This window comes from Novosphingobium sp. Fuku2-ISO-50, assembly GCF_001519055.1.
Taxonomy (GTDB): domain Bacteria; phylum Pseudomonadota; class Alphaproteobacteria; order Sphingomonadales; family Sphingomonadaceae; genus Novosphingobium.
On the sequence record NZ_KQ954295.1, the window covers coordinates 120,221 to 139,203 of the forward strand.

The 18,983-nt window shown below is 64.7% G+C and carries 20 protein-coding genes; 2 read left to right on the top strand and 18 right to left on the bottom strand.

What is annotated here, in order from left to right; translation table 11 throughout:
- Positions 1-357: 357 nt before the first annotated feature.
- From grxD to rpsM, 10 genes are all read right to left on the bottom strand, one after another.
- Positions 358-693: a Grx4 family monothiol glutaredoxin gene (grxD, locus tag AQZ50_RS14280; protein ID WP_067747152.1), complete on the bottom strand. Its 336-nt coding sequence runs from the start codon at positions 691-693 to the stop codon at positions 358-360.
- Positions 694-725: 32 nt separating this feature from the next.
- A complete protein-coding gene (locus AQZ50_RS14285) occupies positions 726-968 on the bottom strand; it encodes a BolA family protein (RefSeq protein WP_067747153.1) in 243 nt (80 codons plus the stop codon).
- Positions 968-1,291: a DUF1476 domain-containing protein gene (locus AQZ50_RS14290; protein ID WP_067747155.1), complete on the bottom strand. Its 324-nt coding sequence runs from the start codon at positions 1,289-1,291 to the stop codon at positions 968-970. Before AQZ50_RS14290 ends, AQZ50_RS14285 begins: the two co-directional genes overlap by 1 nt.
- 129 nt (positions 1,292-1,420) lie before the next feature.
- Positions 1,421-3,526, bottom strand: coding sequence for a prolyl oligopeptidase family serine peptidase (locus tag AQZ50_RS14295; RefSeq protein WP_067747268.1), 2,106 nt, complete (start codon positions 3,524-3,526; stop codon positions 1,421-1,423).
- Between the two features lie 218 nt (positions 3,527-3,744).
- Positions 3,745-4,995, bottom strand: coding sequence for an MFS transporter (locus tag AQZ50_RS14300; protein ID WP_067747160.1), 1,251 nt, complete (start codon positions 4,993-4,995; stop codon positions 3,745-3,747).
- A 101-nt stretch (positions 4,996-5,096) separates the two neighbouring features.
- Positions 5,097-7,274 (bottom strand): prolyl oligopeptidase family serine peptidase, encoded by a 2,178-nt coding sequence (locus AQZ50_RS14305; RefSeq protein ID WP_082703666.1) that lies wholly within the window; start codon positions 7,272-7,274, stop codon positions 5,097-5,099.
- Between the two features lie 131 nt (positions 7,275-7,405).
- Positions 7,406-7,831, bottom strand: a complete 426-nt coding sequence (gene rplQ, locus AQZ50_RS14310; RefSeq protein ID WP_067747162.1) for a 50S ribosomal protein L17 — start codon at positions 7,829-7,831, stop codon at positions 7,406-7,408.
- Between the two features lie 122 nt (positions 7,832-7,953).
- Entirely contained in the window at positions 7,954-9,015 is a 1,062-nt protein-coding gene (locus AQZ50_RS14315; protein ID WP_067747164.1) for a DNA-directed RNA polymerase subunit alpha, read from the bottom strand.
- 115 nt (positions 9,016-9,130) lie between these two features.
- A complete protein-coding gene (gene rpsK / locus AQZ50_RS14320) occupies positions 9,131-9,520 on the bottom strand; it encodes a 30S ribosomal protein S11 (protein WP_008065643.1) in 390 nt (129 codons plus the stop codon).
- A 90-nt stretch (positions 9,521-9,610) separates the two neighbouring features.
- A complete protein-coding gene (gene rpsM / locus AQZ50_RS14325; protein WP_067747165.1) occupies positions 9,611-9,979 on the bottom strand; it encodes a 30S ribosomal protein S13 in 369 nt (122 codons plus the stop codon).
- 442 nt (positions 9,980-10,421) lie between these two features.
- On the opposite strand from rpsM, the gene AQZ50_RS21195 reads away from it, so the two are divergent.
- Positions 10,422-11,543 carry a YXWGXW repeat-containing protein gene (locus tag AQZ50_RS21195; RefSeq protein WP_067747166.1) on the top strand — a complete coding sequence of 374 codons (1,122 nt, stop codon included), beginning with the start codon at positions 10,422-10,424 and terminating at the stop codon, positions 11,541-11,543.
- 111 nt (positions 11,544-11,654) lie between these two features.
- On the opposite strand, the gene AQZ50_RS14335 is transcribed toward AQZ50_RS21195, so the two are convergent.
- Both AQZ50_RS14335 and AQZ50_RS14340 read right to left on the bottom strand, forming a co-directional pair.
- Positions 11,655-12,374, bottom strand: a complete 720-nt coding sequence (locus AQZ50_RS14335; RefSeq protein ID WP_067747167.1) for an LrgB family protein — start codon at positions 12,372-12,374, stop codon at positions 11,655-11,657.
- The gene (locus tag AQZ50_RS14340) at positions 12,371-12,775 is read right to left on the bottom strand and encodes a CidA/LrgA family protein (RefSeq protein WP_067747170.1); all 405 of its coding nucleotides are present in this window, start codon (positions 12,773-12,775) and stop codon (positions 12,371-12,373) included. Before AQZ50_RS14340 ends, AQZ50_RS14335 begins: the two co-directional genes overlap by 4 nt.
- Positions 12,776-12,904: 129 nt before the next feature.
- On the opposite strand from AQZ50_RS14340, the gene AQZ50_RS14345 reads away from it, so the two are divergent.
- Positions 12,905-13,798, top strand: coding sequence for a homocysteine S-methyltransferase family protein (locus AQZ50_RS14345; RefSeq protein WP_082703668.1), 894 nt, complete (start codon positions 12,905-12,907; stop codon positions 13,796-13,798).
- 123 nt (positions 13,799-13,921) lie between these two features.
- Here the strand turns inward: AQZ50_RS14345 and AQZ50_RS20765 are convergent, their stop codons facing one another.
- From AQZ50_RS20765 to rpsE, 6 genes are all read right to left on the bottom strand, one after another.
- A complete protein-coding gene (locus tag AQZ50_RS20765; protein WP_082703669.1) occupies positions 13,922-15,037 on the bottom strand; it encodes an SRPBCC family protein in 1,116 nt (371 codons plus the stop codon).
- 157 nt (positions 15,038-15,194) lie between these two features.
- A complete protein-coding gene (locus AQZ50_RS14355; RefSeq protein ID WP_067747172.1) occupies positions 15,195-15,839 on the bottom strand; it encodes an adenylate kinase in 645 nt (214 codons plus the stop codon).
- Positions 15,840-15,880: 41 nt separating this feature from the next.
- A complete protein-coding gene (secY, locus tag AQZ50_RS14360; protein ID WP_067747173.1) occupies positions 15,881-17,248 on the bottom strand; it encodes a preprotein translocase subunit SecY in 1,368 nt (455 codons plus the stop codon).
- A 160-nt stretch (positions 17,249-17,408) separates the two neighbouring features.
- Positions 17,409-17,909, bottom strand: coding sequence for a 50S ribosomal protein L15 (gene rplO, locus AQZ50_RS14365; RefSeq protein WP_067747175.1), 501 nt, complete (start codon positions 17,907-17,909; stop codon positions 17,409-17,411).
- A gap of 161 nt (positions 17,910-18,070) precedes the next feature.
- The gene (gene rpmD, locus AQZ50_RS14370; protein WP_067747176.1) at positions 18,071-18,247 is read right to left on the bottom strand and encodes a 50S ribosomal protein L30; all 177 of its coding nucleotides are present in this window, start codon (positions 18,245-18,247) and stop codon (positions 18,071-18,073) included.
- Between the two features lie 6 nt (positions 18,248-18,253).
- Positions 18,254-18,982: a 30S ribosomal protein S5 gene (rpsE, locus tag AQZ50_RS14375; RefSeq protein WP_067747178.1), complete on the bottom strand. Its 729-nt coding sequence runs from the start codon at positions 18,980-18,982 to the stop codon at positions 18,254-18,256.
- Position 18,983: the final 1 nt, after the last annotated feature.

Below are 18,983 nucleotides of genomic sequence, written 5' to 3' on the forward strand. Positions count from 1 at the left end.
GGTTTTCGGTGCCGAAGACGATTTGGCACGGGTCATGCATTACCCTGTATGTCCCTAAGATGCCCCAAATTGACAAGGCGGAGCCTGTCCCCAAGTTTCCCGGCTCCGCCTTTCGACCCTAACCGATTTCCGCCGGTCTCCCCCCGGCATTGCCCAGTACCCGAGCTCAGTACCCCGATTATCGTGTCCCCCCCGATTGTCGTGTCCCCCCAAATGCCCCGTCCCCGGAGCATCAACGTCCCCAAAAGAAAACGCGGCCCCCGCCATAGCGGGGGCCGCGTTTCACTTTGTGCGTGGAAGGAGTGTGCGCAAAGCGGACCGGGCGGCAAGGCCCTGCCGCTCTCGCGGCAAATCGCTTCAGGCTCGCGCGACGCCCGCTTCAGTCACCAGCTGCTCAAGCTCGCCGGCTTCGAACATTTCCATCATGATGTCCGAACCGCCGACGAATTCGCCTTTTACATAAAGCTGGGGGATCGTCGGCCAATCGGAAAAGGCCTTGATCGCCTGGCGGATCTCCATGTCCTGCAACACGTCGACAGTCGCGTATTCGACCCCCAACCGTTCGAGAATGGCCACTGCCCGGCTCGAAAACCCGCATTGCGGGAACAACGGCGTGCCTTTCATGAACAGGACCACATCATTGCCCTGGACAATTTCGGTAAGGCGTTCGGCGGTGCTGGCGGTCTGCGACATGGGTCTTGGCGGTCCTTTCGGGACAATACGAATCAGACGCCCGAAATGGGCACGGCAGTGGTCAATTGCAAGGCGTGCAAGGCACCGCCCATGCGCCCGCCCAAGGCCGCATAGACCGCCTTGTGCTGGGCCACCCGGCTCATGCCCTGAAATGCGGCAGAAACGACATGCGCGGCATAATGATCGCCATCGCCGGCCAGATCGGTGATCGTGACCTCGGCATCGGGCAGCGCCGCACGGATCATCGTGGCGATGTCGTCGGCGGCCATCGCCATCAGACGTCGCCCATCATTTGCCGCCGCGCCTCGACCGTTTTGGCTTCGAGCGCCTTGCGCACTTCCGCTTCGCCCACTTCGACCCCTGCCAGCAGGAGATCGCCATGCACTTTGCGAATCACTTCCTCGTCGCCGGCATCTTCGAATTCGGCCTGAACCACCGAGCGCGCATAGGCTTCCGTCTCCGCGGCATCGAGCCCCATGCGTTCCGCCGCCCAATTGCCCAACAGCTTGTTGCGGCGGGCCTGAATGCGAAACAGCATTTCCTCGTCGTGGGCAAACTTGGCCTCTTCGGCGCGTTCGCGATCTTCAAAGGTCGTCATCGCGGCAATCCTTACATGATGGTGTGAACCTGCGATAATCAGCCCGCCGCCATGCCGCAAGCGCAGACATGGTCGAACCGCCTGCAAGGCGTGCCATGTTTCGACCATCCCGGCACTTTTTTACGGCACTCAGGGCGTCAGGCCGGTCCAGTTGGCCAGAAAGGCCATGACATCGGCACCCCCGGCGATCGTCTTGTCCAACGGCTTTCCGGCGCCATGCCCCGCGTCGCTGTCGACGCGCAGCAAGCGGGGCCGTTCGCCGATCGCGGCCGCCTGCAACGCGGCGACATATTTGAAGCTGTGCGCGGGGACCACGCGGTCGTCGGTATCGGCAGTGGTGACCAATATCGCCGGATAGGCGTGGCCGTCGCGGATATTGTGATAAGGCGAATAGGCGCGCAGCGTGCGCCAGTCGCCTTCGCGACGCGGATCGCCATAGTCGTCGATCCACGACCGGCCTTGCGTAAACCGGTCAAAGCGCAACATGTCCATGACCCCGACATCGGGATTGGCGGCGACAAACAGGTCGGGGCGCTGGTTGATCACGGCGGCGACCATCATTCCGCCGTTTGACCCGCCTTGCGCGGCCAGCCCGTCGCGCCGGGCAATGCCCGAACGAACGAGGTATTCGCCCGCCGCGATGAAATCGTCGAAACTGTTCTGTTTGCGGCGGCCCCGCCCGGCCTCGTACCACGCCGGGCCAAGCTCGCCCCCGCCGCGCACCGCCGCCACCGCCAACACGCCGCCCGCCTCAAGCCAGGCCATGCGCCATGGCGAATAGCTGGGGTTGAGCGCAATATCGAACCCGCCATACCCATAAAGCAAAGTTGGCGCAGCCGTGCCGAGCAACGACCGTTTGCGCACCACGGTCAACGGCACCATGGTCCCGTCGCGCGAGGGATACTGCCGCTCCTCGATGACATAGTCGGCCGGATCGAACGGCACGGCAGGCGTGGCAAACGGCGTCACCTTCCCGCTGCGCAAATCCATGCGATAGATGGCGGGCGGCTGATTGTAGCTGGAAAACTGATAGAATGTCTCGGGATCGCCTAGACGCCCGTCGAACCCCGTCGCCGCCCCCGTTGCCGAAATGGTGATCGCGCGGGCCGGGCGCCCTTTCAGATCGGTGACCACGGCCAGCCGTTGCCCCCCGTCGAGGTAGGACAGGATCAGCCGATCGCCGACGATCCGCCCGGCTTCGAGCAGGCCACGCTGCTCTGCGATCACCACGCTGGCGCGGGAATGCGTGCCGAGATCGAGCTGCACCAGCCGATAATTGCGCGCGCCATCGTTAGTGACGAACCACAAATGCGCGCCCTCGCCATCGACCAGTTTCCAGTCATGATCGAGCCCGGGGACCAGCGGCAGCACCGCCCAGCGCCCGCCCACACGCGGCGCGGCAAGGTCCACGAGATGAATCGCCCTGACCGGCGCGGTTCCCGCCTCGGTGCTGATCACCGCCCAGCGCCCATCGGACGTGACTTGCGCCTTGTGCCCCCAGTCGGGATGATCGGGCGTGGCATAGACCAGTTGATCCGCGTCCTGCGCGGTGCCGATGCGATGAAACCACACGGCCTTGTCATGCGCGGGCGCGCGGTATTCCTCGTCGGCACGCGGCGCGGGATAGCGCGAATAGAGAATGCCTTCGTCGCCCACCCACCCGATCAGCGTATCGTTCGCCCATTCGAGCCGATCGCCGAGCATGCGTCCGGTCGCTGCGTCAATCACGCGGATCGTGCGCCAGTCGCTTCCGGCGTGCTGTTCGCCATAGGCAAGGAAACGCCCGGTTTGCGAAGGCGCCCAGGCATCGAGCGCAAAGGCCGCCTCGGCGTGATTGGGGTCCACCAGCAGCCGATCGGCCCCGCCCAGCCCGTCGCGCGCATAGAGCGCAGACTGGTTCATCAATCCGCTGTTGCGCAGGAAGAAATAGCGATGCCCCGCCTTTTTGGGCAAGCTGGTGCGCTCGAAATCATAAAGCGCGCGCAATCGCGCCGCAAAGTGATCGTGCCCCGGCAAGGCAGACAGATACGACCGCGCCAGCGTGTTTTCGCGTTCGACCCAATCAGCCACGGCACGGTCGCTGCGGACATCGCCTTCAAGCCAGCGCCACGGATCGGCGACCGTTTCGCCGAACGGGTGATCGCTGATCCCGCCGCGCGGCGCCGCAGGATAGCGCGCAGACGGCAGGGCAAGATCGGCCCGCGACGGCATGACAGGGATCGCGGTCGCCGACATCGGGGCAAGCGTCGTCGTCCGGGGCGACTGTGCGTCAACCCCGTCGATTCCGGCCCCTCCCGCACCGCCCTTTCCGGCCAGCGCGGGCGCCGCATGAAGTACAAGACCCAGGGCGCCGCACAGCAGCACCTGTTTCAGGCCCATCCGTTCCCACTGCATCATCTTGTTATCGCAAGCACAGATAGCACGACCCGCCCAGGCCTGCGAGCAGGAAAAGCCTAGGCCTCGCGTTGAGCCAGCAGCGCGCGTGGCAAGAGCAAGGCAATCGGCAGCGACAGCGCCGAAGTCGCCACGTTGATCCAGACCAGCGCGGAAAAGCTCCAGCCGAAATCGTCCATCAGATGCGCGCCGATGATGTCGGTGCCAAACAGCGCGAGATTGCGCACGCTGAGCATCAGCGAATAGCCCAGGCTTTCGCTGCCGCGCGGCGTGGCGCGCGCGGAAAGATCGAGAAACGCCAACTCCGCCAGCGCAAAACCGACCCCGTTGCCCCCTTCGATGACAAAGGCGGCGGGAACGCTGTTGTAGAACAGGAACGAAGCCTGGGTCAGCACCGAACAGCCGAGCCCCGTCAGCAACAAGCGCCGCAGCGTCAACCGGCGGCAGAGCCAGGTATAGGCCAGCGCCGTAATGATGCCCGCGCCATAACTGGTGAATGTCAGCCAGCCTTGCGTCACCGTGGTCATGTGCAGGTCGTTCTGCTGACGATAGAACAACGCCGTCTCGGTGCTCGGCGCGATAAAGAACACCAGGATCAGCGCTGCCACCGCCCACATCGTGCGTGCGCGGGCGATCGCGCGCAACTGGCCCCTCAGCGCCGAAAACGGCTGCGGCGGATGATAAGGCTCATGGAGAAAGAACAGCGTCACCGGGATCAACGAGGCGGCAATCAGCGCGCAAGTCAGCGCGGTCCAGCCAAAAGCCACACCGGCCAGATAGCCCGATGCCGGTCCTCCGACGAGAATGCACAGCGCATAGATCGCCTGCCGAACGCCTGCCAGGCGCCCCGCGGCGCCGCTCGCCTGCGCCGTCTCGACCAGCAGCCCCCCCGTCGCGCAACTGACCAGCACCATCGCGCAACATGTCAACGCCATCGCCACGAACAGCGGCATATAGGCCTGCGCAACGAACCCCGAAGCCGACCAGCCGAGCGCGGCCAGCGCCGATCCGATGACCATGTACGATCGCCGCCGCGAACCGAGCAGGGGAAAGGCATCGATCACCGCCCCGAACAGCGGCTTTACATACCACGCAAAGCCGATCGCGAACAGAAACGTCGCCGTGGCCGAACGGTCGAGATGCAGCCCGTTCTTGAGCAGATTGCGCAACGGAATGCGCCCGAGGATCTTGTCCTGCGCCAGCGACGTGGCCATGACCCCCATCGCCACGACCACACTGACCCGCCACAACGGGATCGTCGGCGAATCCGGCGCATCGTCGCATGGCGCAGAGGCAAACACTTCGCTCACGCGGCGAACTCTCCGAAAAACAACCCGAATTCTCGTCTGAACCCACCGTGATCGACGAAGCCGCGCTTGGCAAGGATGCGCCCTGCCCTGCCTGCCTCCTTTTAAGCGCGCGGCTGCAGCCCGCTCCAATGCGCCAGAAAGGCCTGCACATCGGCGGCTTCGGCAATGACTTTGTCGATCGGCTTGCCGCTGCCGTGCCCGGCGCGGGTTTCGATGCGGATCAGGTGCGGCTTTGGCCCGATCGCGGCGGCCTGCAGTGCGGCGGCGTATTTGAAGCTGTGCCCCGGCACCACGCGGTCGTCGGTGTCCGCCGTGGTGACGACGATCGCCGGATAGACGGCGCCTTCGCGCACATTGTGATACGGCGAATAGGCGCGCAGCACGCGCCAGTCGGCCTCTACTTCGGGATGGCCATAGTCATCGACCCAGTACCGCCCGGCGGTAAAGCGATCGAAGCGCAGCATGTCCATCACCCCGACCCCGGCATTGGCCGCCGCAAACAGATCGGGCCGCTGATTGACCACCGCGCCGACCAGCAGGCCGCCGTTCGAATGCCCCTGGATCGACAGGCCGCCGCCGGGGCAAATCCCATGGGCAATCAGCCATTCGCCCGCCGCGATGAAATCGTCGAACACGGCCTGCTTGTGTGCGCGGCGCCCGGCATCATGCCAGGCGTCGCCATATTCGCCGCCGCCGCGCAAATTGGCCAGGGCATAGGCCCCGCCGCATTCAAGCCAGGCCATCGTCGTCGGCGAAAACCACGGATTGAGCGAGACGTTGAAGCCGCCATAGCCGTAGAGCAGTGTCGGCACCGGGCCCGATGCATCCGCCCGACGCACCACGAACATCGGCACACGCGTCCCGTCGCGCGAGGCGTAGAACACTTGCTCCACCCGATAATCCTCGGACCGAAAGGTCAGGCGCGGCGCGCGCCACGGCGTCATTGCCCCATCGGCCGGATCGAGCCGCAACACCGTGTCCGGCGTCGTAAAGCTGGTGAACGACAGATAGCCCGCCGCATCGCCCGCGCGCGCGCTGACCCCGCCGACCGAGCCCAGACCGGGCAAGCCGACTTCGCGCGGATCCCCGCCGTCGAGCCCGGCGACGACGACCCGAGACCGGGCGTCATGCAAATAGCCCAGCACCAGCCGACGCCCGACCATCCCGGCCCATTGCAGCGGGTCAGCCACTTCGGAGACCACCGTGTCGAAGCGGGCCGTTGCCCCCGCCATGTCGACGCGCACCACTTTGCGCCGGGGCGCCCCCTCGCCCGACACAAACCACAGGCTGTCGCCCTGCGCGTCGATAAACGTCCATTCCGCCCTGATTTCGGAAACCAGCGGCTGGACCGGCCCAACCCGGTCGCCATCGATGCGCGCGACATGGACCGCATTGACCGGATCGGTGCCCTCGCTCGACGCGATCACCAGCCAGCGCCCCTCGCTGCCCACCGTTGCCGCATGCCCCCATTTGGGCGTGCCGGGCGTTGCAAAGATCGGCACATCGGCATCCTGCGACGTGCCGATGCGGTGCAACCAGACCGACTGGTTGTAATTGAGCGCCTGAAACGCGGCATCATGGCCCGGCTCGGGAAAGCGCGAATAGATCAGCGCCTCGCTGCCCAGCCATGCGAGCGCCGAAAACTTCACCCATTTCAGCGTGTCAGGCAAGACCGTGCCATCGACCACGCGCACCACATGCACCGTGCGCCAGTCCGATCCGCCGTCCTGCACGCTATAGGCGACAAGACTGCCGTCGTCCGAAGGCTCCCAACTGTCGAGTGCCGTCGCGCCATCGCCCGCCCAGGTGTTGGGATCGAGCAGGACACGCCCTTTGGCAGTCGGAGCCGCGTCGGCATCGGTCACCAGCAATTGCGACTGGTTCGTCAGACCGGCATTCCAGCGGTGAAACAGGCGCCCGCCGCGCGCCACCGGCACGCCATACCGTTCGTAATCGATCAGCCGCTTCATTCGCGCTTCGAACACAGGCCGCTCGGGCAAGGCGGCAAGGTAATCGTGCGCAAACCGGCTTTGCGCCGCAACCCATTGCGCGACCGCGTCGTCATGACGCACATCGGCCTCAAGCCAGCGCCACGGATCGGACACCGTCTCGCCAAAGACCGGCTCGTCAAGCGGCACGCGCGGGCTTGGCGGATAAGGGGCAAGCGGCGGGAAAACGGCGGGATCGGTCACGGACAATCCTGTGGCGGCGCGGATGGCAGAAGAAACACCAGGCCCCGCGATGGCAAGGCCCGCACGCAAACACGCCCTGCGCCGCATGGACGATCTCCCGCCGGGACAATGGATCCGCCGTGCATAAGCCGCGCACGCGGCCATCGGCAAGCGGACAACGAAAAAGGGGCGGCGCCCGTCGGCACCGCCCCCCTAACAAAACCGTCGGATCTGAAAGATCAGGCGGCTTCGTATTCGTCTTCGTCCGCAGTCATGACCGGGCCCGAATCCTGGCCCTTGGCCGTGGTGTCGCGGTCGACCAGTTCGATCACTGCGATCGGCGCCGCGTCAGAGGCGCGGATACCGGCCTTGATGATGCGGGTATAGCCGCCCTGGCGATCGGCATAACGCTCGGCCAGAACTTCGAACAGCTTCTTTTCCTGCGTCGCGTCGAGCAGGCGCGCATGCGCCAGACGACGGTTCGACAGGCCGCCGTGCTTGCCCAGCGTGATCAGCTTTTCGATGTAAGGACGAAGTTCCTTCGCCTTGGGCACCGTGGTGGTGATCTGTTCGTGCTTGATCAGCGCGGCCGCCATGTTGCGCAGCAGCGCAATACGGTGAGCCGAAGTACGACCCAGCTTACGCTGGCCCAGTTTATGACGCATGTTTCAACTCCGTTCGTTGTGGGTCCGTATCAGGTAACCCAGACCTGGCCGTTTTTTGGGCGGGGTGGCCGTCGGGGCCCCGTTGTGCCCACCCGCGAGGGTGGGCGGAAATCTGCTCGGGCTTAACCGAGCAGTTCCTGTTCGAGCTTCTTGGCCATTTCCTCGATGTTTTCAGGCGGCCAGCCGGGGATGTCCATGCCCAGCCGCAGCCCCATCGAGGACAGCACTTCCTTGATCTCGTTCAGCGACTTGCGGCCGAAATTCGGCGTGCGCAGCATTTCCGCTTCGGTCTTCTGGACGAGGTCGCCGATGTAGATGATGTTGTCGTTCTTGAGGCAGTTGGCCGAACGCACCGACAGTTCCAACTCGTCCACCTTCTTGAGAAGGTAGCGGTTGAGCTGGTTCGCATCGCTTTCTTCGGGCGCATGCGTGGCAAGGCCGGAAACCGTGGCGACATGGCCGGTCGGCAGCTGATCGTCGAAGTGAACGAACAGCGAAAGCTGGTCCTGCAGGATGCGCGCGGCATAAGCGACCGCGTCTTCCGGCGTGATCGTGCCGTCGGTTTCGACCGTCAGGTTGAGCTTGTCGTAGTCGAGCTCCTGCCCGATGCGGGCATTGTCGATCTTGTACGAAACCTGACGCACCGGCGAATAGAGCGAGTCGATCGGGATCAGCCCGATCGGCGCGTCAATCGGACGGTTCGACACGGCGGGCACATAGCCCTTGCCGGTGTCGGCAGTCAGCTCCATGTTGAACGTCGCACCTTCGTCGAGATGACAGATCACGAGATCCTTGTTCATCACTTCGATGTCGCCGGTCACGGCAATGTCGCCTGCACGCACTTCGCCCGGGCCGGTGGCCGAAAGCTGAAGCCGCTTGGGGCCTTCACCCTGCATCCTGAGCGCGATCTGCTTCACGTTGAGAACGATGTCGGTGACATCTTCGCGCACGCCGGCAAGCGACGAGAATTCGTGAAGCACGTTTTCGATGCGGATCGAGGTCACTGCCGCGCCCTGAAGCGACGACAGCAGAACCCGGCGCAACGCGTTGCCAAGGGTCAGACCGAAGCCGCGCTCGAGCGGTTCGGCAATAAAGGTCGCGCGGCGCAGCGGATCGTTGCCGGGCTTGACCTCGAGGGTGTTGGGCTTCTTCAGTTCCTGCCAGTTCTTGATATTGACAGTCATGGAATTCCCCTGGGGTTTGATCGGGTGCGCCGGCGTCAACTGAGGGGTTGCGACCGGTCGGATATTGGGCGGGGCCGGCGCGGTGGTACCGCCGCGCCGGTCGCCACTTGGCAGGTCAGACGCGGCGACGCTTTGACGGGCGCACGCCGTTGTGCGGGATCGGAGTCACGTCGCGAATGGCCGTGATCGTGAAACCGACCGCCTGCAGCGCGCGCAGCGCGCTTTCGCGACCCGAACCCGGGCCCTTGACTTCGACTTCCAGCGTACGAACGCCGTGTTCGGCGGCCTTCTTGCCGGCATCGTCAGCGGCGACCTGCGCAGCGTAAGGTGTCGACTTGCGGCTGCCCTTGAAGCCCATCATGCCCGCGGACGACCACGAAATGGCATTGCCCTGGGCATCGGTGATGGTGATCATGGTATTGTTAAAGCTGGCGTTGACGTGCGCGACACCACTCGTGATGTTCTTGCGCTCCCGCCGTTTGATACGCTGAGGTTCGCGTGCCATTTTTATAAATCCTGTCGGAAAACCGTGGGAACCGGTGGCCGAAATGATCCGGCCAAATTCTGCGTCGAGCCAGGCTCGACGACAGCCGGATTACTTCTTCTTGCCGGCGATCGGCTTGGCCTTGCCCTTGCGGGTGCGCGCATTGGTGTGCGTGCGCTGGCCACGAACCGGCAGGCCCTTGCGATGACGCAGGCCGCGATAGCAGGCAAGGTCCATCAGACGCTTGATGTTCATCGCGGTTTCGCGGCGAAGATCGCCTTCCACGGTGTGCTCGGCGTCGATCGTTTCACGGATCTGCAGGATTTCCGCGTCGGACAGGTCCTGGACGCGGCGGCTTTGATCGATACCCAGCTTTTCAGCAATCTGGCGGGCCTTGAACGGGCCAATGCCATGAATATAGGTCAGCGCAACGATCACGCGCTTATTGGTGGGGAGATTTACCCCGGCAATACGAGCCACTTGTTTCTCCGTATCAGCTCCACAGAACACCGGGTCGCCACAGAGAGCCAAATGCTCGCCCGCCGCCCACCCAGGGCCCTATCTCATCGCGAATCACCCGAAAAACGAATTGAAGCCAGCCGTGACCCCGCCAGTGCCCTTATGCGCGCTGACGAAAGCGGACTACCTCCAGACGGTTTCGAGTGAAAGGCGCGCTTAAGCGGATTCGCAAGGCCCGTCAACCGCAATTTGGCGCAAACAACCGCAGCCGTCGCGAAACGGGTGCGGAGAGGCGGGTTCACGAAAGGAAATACCGGATTCGGTGACAAAGGTCAAAGCCCTCGAGGCCGATCGTGACCCATAATGCTTTTTCGCGCTGTCGTTCATGCAAGAGTCTGGTTCCTTGGGCCATGAAGGTGCAATGTCAGCGCCAGAAGGCATAAATGGCAAGAGGATCGTTTCCATGCGCAAGAGCCGCATCACTTTGTCCGCCCCCAAAGTTTCGTGGCGAGCGCTGATCGCGCTGGCCATCGCCGCGCCCGCAGTGACTGTGGCGCTGTCCCCGGCGACAGCCCATGCGCAGGGTTTCTTCGGCCTTGATATCCGCATCGACGACATCCGCATCGGCTATGCGCCGCCGCCTTTGCCGATCTATGATCAACCGCCGCTGCCCGGCCCCGACTATATCTGGGTTCCCGGATATTGGGCGTGGAGCGACTGGATCGACGATTATTACTGGGTTGCCGGATACTGGGATCTGCCGCCCGAGTCCGGCCTCGTGTGGACCCCGGCATGGTGGGGCTGGGATGATGGCGCCTATCGGTTCCACGAAGGGTATTGGGGCCGCGAAGTGGGCTGGTACGGCGGGATCGACTATGGCCATGGCTATCACGGCCACGGCTGGGAAGGCGGTCACTGGGACCATGGTCACGTCAGCTATAATCGCGCCGTGGTCAACGTCACCAATGTCAACGTCACCAATGTCTACTATGCCCCGGTCACAGTGAACCGTGGCCCGCGTGTCAGCTATGCCGGTGGCGAAGGCGGCGTCCGGGCCCAGCCGCGCCCCGAAGAACTGCGCGCGATGAACGCGCCGCATTTCGCTCCGACTCCCATGCAGCAGCAGCGCGTGCAACAGGCCGCCAGCAATCCGCACGCCGTGGCTTCGCAGATAACGCCGACCTGGCATCCGCCCGCAGTCCACCGCGTCGGCACCAACGGCGTACCGATCCCCCGCAACGAAGCGCTGACGCATGGCGGCGCGACCGCTGGCGCACCGCCCGCTTACCAGCATCCCGGTTCGCAGGGGCAACCCGGCCAGACGCCGCACCCGGCCCCGCAAGGCCAGGCAACGCCCGGCTACGGCCAGACGCCCCGTCCAACCCCGCAGGGCCAGGCAACGCCCGGCTATGGCCAGACGCCCCGCCCGACCCCGCAGGGCCAGACAACGCCCGGCTTTGCCCGTCCTCCGGTGCAGCAACCGCAGATTCACGCGACACCGCCGGCGGCACCGCATCCCCCGACGCCAAAGCCCCAGCCAAAACCCAACGCTCAGCCGGATCGCGATCATCACGATCATCCCTGAGCGGAGACAGGAGACGACGGATCACCAGGGCATCGTGCGAAAAGGCCGGATTTCCGCCTTTTCGTGCGATGCTCCGGCCCTCTGACCGGTCGAGCCCGACCGGCCCGACAATCAGATCAGCCCTGCCAGAAGCGACAGGATCACGGCGGTCATCACCGCATTGAGCGCCATGCCAAGGCTGGCAAAGGCCCCGGCGGTCTCGCTGACCTGAAAGGCACGCGCCGCGCCGATGCCATGCGCCGAAACGCCCACGGCAAAGCCACGTGCCCGGAAATCGCGGACGCCGATCCCATCGAGCAACGGGCTCGCAATCATCGCCCCAAACACCCCTGCCCCGAGCACGAGCGCCGCCGCAAGCGAAGGATTGCCCCCCGATTGGCGCGCGAGTTCCATGGCCACCGGCGTCGTCGTCGCGCGCGGAGCGATCGAGGCAATCAGGTCATGCGGCGCACCAAACAGCCAGACGATCCCTACCGCGCTGGCAATCGCCGTCACAGCCCCTGCCAACAGCGCCAGCAGCAGCGGCAGCGCCAACCGACGCAACAACGCGAGCCGGGCGTGGATCGGAACGGCCAATCCGACCACCGCCGGGCCGAGCAGAAAGCCGAGCACCGCCGTAGCCCCCGAATAGGTCGCATAGCCGACGCCGGTTGCATGAATGATCGCGATCAGCACGGGGGTACACGTCAGCACGGGATGGCACAGTGGGTGCCGCCCGCTGCGCCGGGACACGATGTCCGCCGCCTCAAACACCGCCAGCGTCACCGCCAGCCAGAACAATTGGCTCGCCCCCAGATCGCCCAGCCTTGCCACGACAAGCCGCGCGCTCATGCCACCGCCTCATCGGGGGCAAAACACGCCAGGGCCCAGCGCAGCACAAACGCAGTGACTACGATCGTCAGGACCACCGAAACCGCCGTCGCCAGCATCAGCGCGAGGCCGAACCGGGCAAACACCGCCCCCTGCTCCATCACCCCCACAGCCGCCGGCACGAACATCACCGAAAGATGCGCGGTCAACCAGGCCGTCACCGTTTCAAGCCGCCCGCTCTCGCCCTCCCTGCCCGGCCCGGCCCCCATGCCCGGCCTGCCCCATCGGACCGGCCTCAGGGCGAGCCAGACCACCAGCAGGACCATGCCGATCACGGCGCCGGGCACCGGCACGCCGACAAGGCGATGAATCGCCTCACCCACGAGTTGAAACACGAACAGCAGGGCAATCGCTCCGACCACCGGCAAAATCTCCCATCAAGGCGGCCGTTTCCCTAGATCGATCGGCCACCGATTGCACGCGGCTCTTGACCGGATAGGCGCGCCGCTCGAAAAGGCGCGCGCAACAAGCCCCTTTCCGGAGAGTTCGCCGTGCCCCAATCCGCCGCTTCACCCGTGATCCTTCTCGATGGCGGCACGGGCCGCGAACTCATGCGGATCGGCGCGCCGTTCCAGCAGCCCGAATGGTCGGCGCTGGCGCTGATCGAGGCCCCCGAATACGTTTCGCGCGTGCATCAAAGCTATGTCGATGCCGGCGCCGATGTGATCACCACCAATACTTATGCCGTGGTGCCGTTCCATATCGGCGAAGAACGCTTTGCCGCGCGGGGGGCGGAATGGGCTGCGCTCGCGGGATCGCTGGCGCGCGAGGTTGCCGATGCCGCCCCGCGCAAAGTCGCGGTCGCCGGATCGCTGCCGCCGGTCTGCGGATCGTATCGCCCCGACCTCGTCGATATTGCACGCGCCCGCCCGATTCTGGCCGTGCTGGTCGCGGCGCTGACGCCTTATGTCGATCACTGGCAGGCCGAAACGCTCTCCTCGCTGAGCGAAGCGGAACTCGTCGGCGAACTCGTCGCACCGACGGGCAAGCCGCTGTGGCTGTCGTTCACGCTCGATGATGGCCATCCCGGCGCGGAGCCCCGTCTGCGTTCGGGCGAAAGCGTAACCGACGCGGCGCGTCTGGCGCAGCGTCTGGGGGCCAGGGCGATTCTGTTCAATTGCAGCCAGCCCGAAGTCATGGCCGACGCCGTGCGCGCCGCGCGCGCGGCTTCGGATCTGCGGATCGGGGTCTATGCCAATGCCTTTCCCCCGCAAGATCCCGACGCCGAAGCCAATGCCCAATTGTGCGACATTCGCGCCGATCTCGATCCGGCAGGCTATGCCGCCTTTGCCCGCGCGTGGCGCGACGCGGGCGCGACGATCCTGGGCGGGTGTTGCGGGATCGGCCCGGAGCATATCGCCGCCTTGCGGGCGCTTGCCGCATAAGGCAGCGCCCTTTCAAGCGCCCATGCCCAGACATATACCGGGCCTGCCGCTGGTGACTTCAGCGGACCAACCTGCAACCACCCGCGCTGCGCCTTGCCGGGATGGCTGTGCCGGCCGTCGCGCCTATGGCACAGCCGAAACCGGGCGTTGCTCGTCACCAAGTGCAGCATCAAACGCCGAATTGACCGCATCCTTGCTCGGCTCGTCGGCGGATTCCTGCGCTTTGGCCGAAGGTTTCGCCGCAGGTTTGGGCACTGACTTGCCGGTCCTCTTTGCGGCCTTGGGCGTGGGCAGCGGCGGCTGAGCAGCATCCGGCGCCGAAGCTGTGACCTCTTGCGGTCCGGGCGGCGCATCGGGCGCCGCCTCAACGGCGGACGGGGCGACGGGCGCCTGTGCCGCCGAGGTGGCCGCAACGGGCTTGTGCCTGGCGCGCTTTGCGGCCTTGCGCCCGCCCGCAACCGCGTCATCGGGCGGCACTGCGCTGCCCGGGAGGGGCGCAATCGTCGGCTCGGACGGCGCAGGCGCGGCAGCAGGCGTTTCGCTCGGCGGCAGGCTCCATATCCGGCCACGGGGCAAAAGCACCCCATGCTCGCCGAGCCCGGCTCCTGCGGAAGAGGCCGCGCCCGCAGCGCCGCTACCGTCCGGCGCGCCCGCGGGCCGCTGCGCACCGACCGATTCGTAAGGATGCACAAGGCTGATCAAAGCCTTGCCCAGCATCGCGTCGACCGCCGGGACGATCTTCTCGGCCGGATAGCGCATATAGCCGCCCACGACATATTCAAAGATCACGCGCGTGCCGCCTTCGACCGGCGTGATCGTGACGGTCAGCGTCGCGTTCACCGCTTCGCTCTGCAGCGGCCCGAGTGCGCCGACCAGGCGCAGCGCCTTGGTGCGATCGACGAAGACCACACGCATATGCTCGACCCCGCCGCGCGCGGCTGGCTTGGCTCCTTTGGCCGTTGCAACCTCTTCGGCGGGCAGCCTTTCGCAAAAGCATCCTCCAGCCACGGGATCGAGCGACAAGTTGGCCGCATCGCCCGAAAAGGTATGATCCGACGACCACCACGCCGCGGGCGCCACGAGCCGCTTCCACACCACTGCGGGGCTTGCCCCCACGACCACCACGTTGCGCGAAACAAACCCTTGCGGGCTTTGTGCGATCACGTCGGCATGGGCCGGCGCAGCCCCGGCAAGCACCCCGATCAATGTTCCGGTCAAGACCCGCCGCAACGCCGCCATGCTGATTCTCCGAAATACCGGACCCACGCAAAGTCTCCGGTCACCAGTCCGTCATAACCAAAAAACCCGACGAGTCCGACTCGTCGGGTTGGATTTGCCTATAACCGTTGCAGGTCAACGACAAAGCATCTGATGGCCAGACCAAGCGATACCTTGATTATGTGATGATCGCCTCGATCGCCGCAGTCACTGTATCCATCGGTGCCATGCCGTCGATATGGGCAACAATCCCCTGCGCTTCATAGATCGGCAGGATCGGCGCGGTCTTGGCGCGATATTCGGCCATGCGCGTGCGAACGGTTTGCTCGTTATCGTCAGGCCGGCGCTTGAATTCGTGCCCGCCGCACTTGTCGCACGTGCCTTCGACCAGCGGCCGCTCAAACGTGTCATGATACCCCTTGCCGCAATGGGCGCAGGTAAAGCGGCCGGTAATGCGTTCGACCAGCGCGTCTTCGTCGACATCGAGCTCGATCACATGGTCCAGCTTGCGCCCGCGCGCGGCCAGAATGGCATCGAGCGATTCGGCCTGCGCCGCCGTGCGCGGATAACCGTCGAAAATGGCGCCTTGCCCCGGCCCCATCGCATCAAGCTCGTCACCGATCAGCGCGGAAACGATGTCATCCGACACCAATTGACCGGCATCCATCACGGCCTTGGCCTGAAGCCCGACCGGGGTTCCGGCCAGGACGGCGGCACGCAGCATATCGCCTGTCGACAACTGCTTGAGACCGTGGCTGTCGACCAGGCGTTGCGCCTGCGTCCCCTTGCCCGCGCCGGGCGGGCCCAACAGGATGATATTCACCGCTAGCAATCCCCTCTTAACCGTCTTGCCCCGAGCTTCGCTCAGCGCAGACGGCCTTTCAGTTTGGCCTTCTTGATCAGGTCGCCATACTGGTGCGCCAGCAGATGCGACTGGATCTGGGTTATCGTATCGACTGTCACGTTGACGACAATCAGCAAGCTGGTGCCGCCAAAGAACAGTGTCCCCATGCCTGTCTCGGCCATGATCCATTCGGGCACAACACAGACGATGGTAATGTATGCCGCGCCCAGCACGGTGATCCGGGTCAGCACATAATCGAGATAGACCGCAGTATTGCGGCCCGGCCGAATGCCCGGGATAAAGCCACCGTTACGCTTCAGATTGTCGGCGGTCTCTTCGGGATTGAACACCACCGCCGTATAAAAGAAGCTGAAAAACACGATGCCCAGCGCGTAGAGCAGCATGTAGAGCGGCTTGCCGTGGCCAAGCACCTGATTGAGCGAGACGATGACCCGCCCGGCCAGCGTATCGGGCGAGACCGACTTGCCGGCAAATTGCGTGATCGTCAGCGGCAGCAGCAGCAGCGAGCTGGCAAAGATCGGCGGAATCACGCCCGACGTGTTGAGCTTCAGCGGCAAATGGCTGCGGTCGGCAGCCATCATGCCGTTTTGCGTCGCGCGCCGCGGATACTGAATCAGCAGGCGGCGCGTCGCGCGCTCCATGAAACAGATGAACACCACGATCGCCAGCAACAGCACGATCACGCCGATGATGGCAAACGGGTTGAGCGAACCGGTGCGCCCCTGTTCGAACAAGTTGCCGAAGAACTTCGGCATTTGCGCCACGATCCCCGCCATGATGATCAGCGACACACCGTTGCCGATACCCCGGCTGGTGATCTGTTCGCCCAGCCACAGCAGGAACATCGTGCCGCCGACGAGGCTGATGACCGCGCCGACCTTGAACATCAGCCCGGGGTCGACCACCGCCTGAATGCCCGACGACGCACCATAGCTTTCAAGCCCCGTCGCCAGGAACCAGCCCTGCAAGACGGTCAGGAACACCGCACCATAACGGGTATACTGGTTGAGCTTCTTGCGCCCGCTTTCGCCTTCCTTCTTGTAGGCGGCAAGCGCGGGGTGCAGCGAAGCGCCCAACTGAACCACGATCGACGACGTGATATAGGGCATCACACCAAGCGCAATCAGGCTCATGCGCTGCAGCGACCCACCCGAGAAGGTGTTGAAGATGTCAAGCACGCCGCCCTGGGTCTGCTTGTACAGCGTCTCCAGAATCAACGGGTTGACCCCCGGCAGCGGCACAAAGCTCATGAACCGGAACACGATCAGCGCGCCGATCGTGAACCATATCCGCTTTTGCAGATCGGTCGCCTTGGAAAAGTTGGCCAGGCTGAGATTGCTGGCGATGTTGTCGGCGCGTGAAGCCATGGTCGGGCGCAAGCCTTTCGAACTCTTGTAACCTGAAGGGGACGCGCAACTAAGCCGTTGCCGGCTGCGCAGCCCCCGAATGCCGTATCAAGCCCATATAGTACGGGCGCAGGGATGCAACACCCCTGCGCCCGCCACAAGACCTGAAAAAGATGGCGCCTCAGGCGGCCTTTTCGGCCTTCACCTTTTCGGCGCGCACCTTGATGATCAGCTCGATGCTGCCGCCAAGCGCTTCAACCGCAGCGGTCGCGCCCTTCGACGCGCCGGCAATCTTGAAGCTGACCTTGGTGGTCAGTTCGCCCTTGGCGAGGAGACGGACGCCGTCCTTGCCGCCACGGCCCAGACCGGCTGCGCGCAGCGCCGTCTGATCGATCACCGCCGAGGCGTCGAGCTTGCCGGCGTCGATCGCCTTCTGCACCAGACCGAGATTCACTTCGGCATAGTCCTTGGCGAAGATGTTGTTGAAACCGCGCTTCGGCAAACGCATGTGCAGCGGCATCTGGCCGCCTTCGAAGCCGTTGATCGACACGCCCGAACGCGCCTTGGCGCCCTTTTGGCCGCGACCGGCGGTCTTGCCCTTGCCCGAGCCGATGCCGCGTCCGACGCGCATCCGGCCCTTGCGGGCGCCATCATTGTCACGAATTTCGTTAAGCTTGGTCATCTTGGAGCACTCGCTTTCGCTTTGAGTCGCGCTTGAAAGGAGCGCGGCCCATAGCGGCCCCGCCCCCATTTGTCATCCCTTTCCTCCGGCGCGCCGAAGGAGGAAACGAAAAACCCCGGCGTTGCCACCGGGGTATTCGCATTCGCCGGAACCCGAAGGGTTCAGTCGATCACCGCCACGAGGTGCGGCAGTCGGGCGATCGTGCCGCGAACTTCAGGAGTGTCCTTAAGTTCGACGACGCGATGCATCTTGTTCAGCCCGAGACCGATCAGCATCTTGCGCTGGGCAGCGGGACGGCGGATCGGCGAACCGATCTGCTTGATCTTGATAGTGGCCATGGCTTCTTACTCCACGATGGCTTCGGCGGCGGCTTCTGCCTCCACCGGCGCCGCGCCGCCACGACCAAGCAGGTCAGCGACCTTCTTGCCGCGACGCTGCGCAACCGACTTCGGCGAAGTCTGTTCCGACAGCGCGTCGAATGTGGCGCGGATCATGTTGTAGGGGTTCGATGTGCCGACCGACTTGGTCACCACGTCATGAACGCCCAGGCTTTCGAAGACGGCGCGCATCGGGCCACCGGCGATGATCCCGGTCCCGGCCGGAGCCGAGCGCACGTTGACCTTGCCGGCGCCGAAACGGCCGCGGCCGTCGTGATGCAGGGTGCGGCCTTCCTTGAGCGGAACGCGGATCATCTTCTTCTTGGCCGAAGCGGTCGCCTTGGTGATCGCCTCGGGCACTTCGCGGGCCTTGCCGTGGCCGAAACCGACCCGGCCCTTGCCGTCGCCGACCACGACGAGCGCCGCAAAGCCAAAGCGCTTGCCGCCCTTCACGGTCTTCGACACGCGGTTGATGTGGACGAGCTTTTCAATCAGCTCTTCACCACCATCCTCGTCGTTGTTGCCGCGACCGCGACGATCACGGTCGCCGCCACGGCCACGGCCGCGATCGCCGCCGCCGCTGTTGTTGTTGCGTTCGCCACCACGGCCACGGCCACGGCCACGCCCTTCGCGGGCTTCGGGAGCGGAAGTCGCCTCAACGGCGACTGCGCCTTCCACAATGGTTTCGTCAGCCATG

Coding starts and splice junctions, on each gene's coding strand:
- grxD (WP_067747152.1), bottom strand. CDS start 693: ATGTCGCAGACCGCCAGCACCGCCGAACGCCTTACCGAAATTGTCCAG.
- AQZ50_RS14285 (WP_067747153.1), bottom strand. CDS start 968: ATGGCGATGGCCGCCGACGACATCGCCACGATGATCCGTGCGGCGCTG.
- AQZ50_RS14290 (WP_067747155.1), bottom strand. CDS start 1,291: ATGACGACCTTTGAAGATCGCGAACGCGCCGAAGAGGCCAAGTTTGCC.
- AQZ50_RS14295 (WP_067747268.1), bottom strand. CDS start 3,526: ATGTCGGCGACCGCGATCCCTGTCATGCCGTCGCGGGCCGATCTTGCC.
- AQZ50_RS14305 (WP_082703666.1), bottom strand. CDS start 7,274: ATGCGGCGCAGGGCGTGTTTGCGTGCGGGCCTTGCCATCGCGGGGCCT.
- rplQ (WP_067747162.1), bottom strand. CDS start 7,831: ATGCGTCATAAACTGGGCCAGCGTAAGCTGGGTCGTACTTCGGCTCAC.
- AQZ50_RS14315 (WP_067747164.1), bottom strand. CDS start 9,015: ATGACTGTCAATATCAAGAACTGGCAGGAACTGAAGAAGCCCAACACC.
- rpsK (WP_008065643.1), bottom strand. CDS start 9,520: ATGGCACGCGAACCTCAGCGTATCAAACGGCGGGAGCGCAAGAACATC.
- AQZ50_RS21195 (WP_067747166.1), top strand. CDS start 10,422: ATGCGCAAGAGCCGCATCACTTTGTCCGCCCCCAAAGTTTCGTGGCGA.
- AQZ50_RS14335 (WP_067747167.1), bottom strand. CDS start 12,374: ATGAGCGCGCGGCTTGTCGTGGCAAGGCTGGGCGATCTGGGGGCGAGC.
- AQZ50_RS20765 (WP_082703669.1), bottom strand. CDS start 15,037: ATGGCGGCGTTGCGGCGGGTCTTGACCGGAACATTGATCGGGGTGCTT.
- secY (WP_067747173.1), bottom strand. CDS start 17,248: ATGGCTTCACGCGCCGACAACATCGCCAGCAATCTCAGCCTGGCCAAC.
- rplO (WP_067747175.1), bottom strand. CDS start 17,909: ATGACCAAGCTTAACGAAATTCGTGACAATGATGGCGCCCGCAAGGGC.
- rpmD (WP_067747176.1), bottom strand. CDS start 18,247: ATGGCCACTATCAAGATCAAGCAGATCGGTTCGCCGATCCGCCGTCCC.
- rpsE (WP_067747178.1), bottom strand. CDS start 18,982: ATGGCTGACGAAACCATTGTGGAAGGCGCAGTCGCCGTTGAGGCGACT.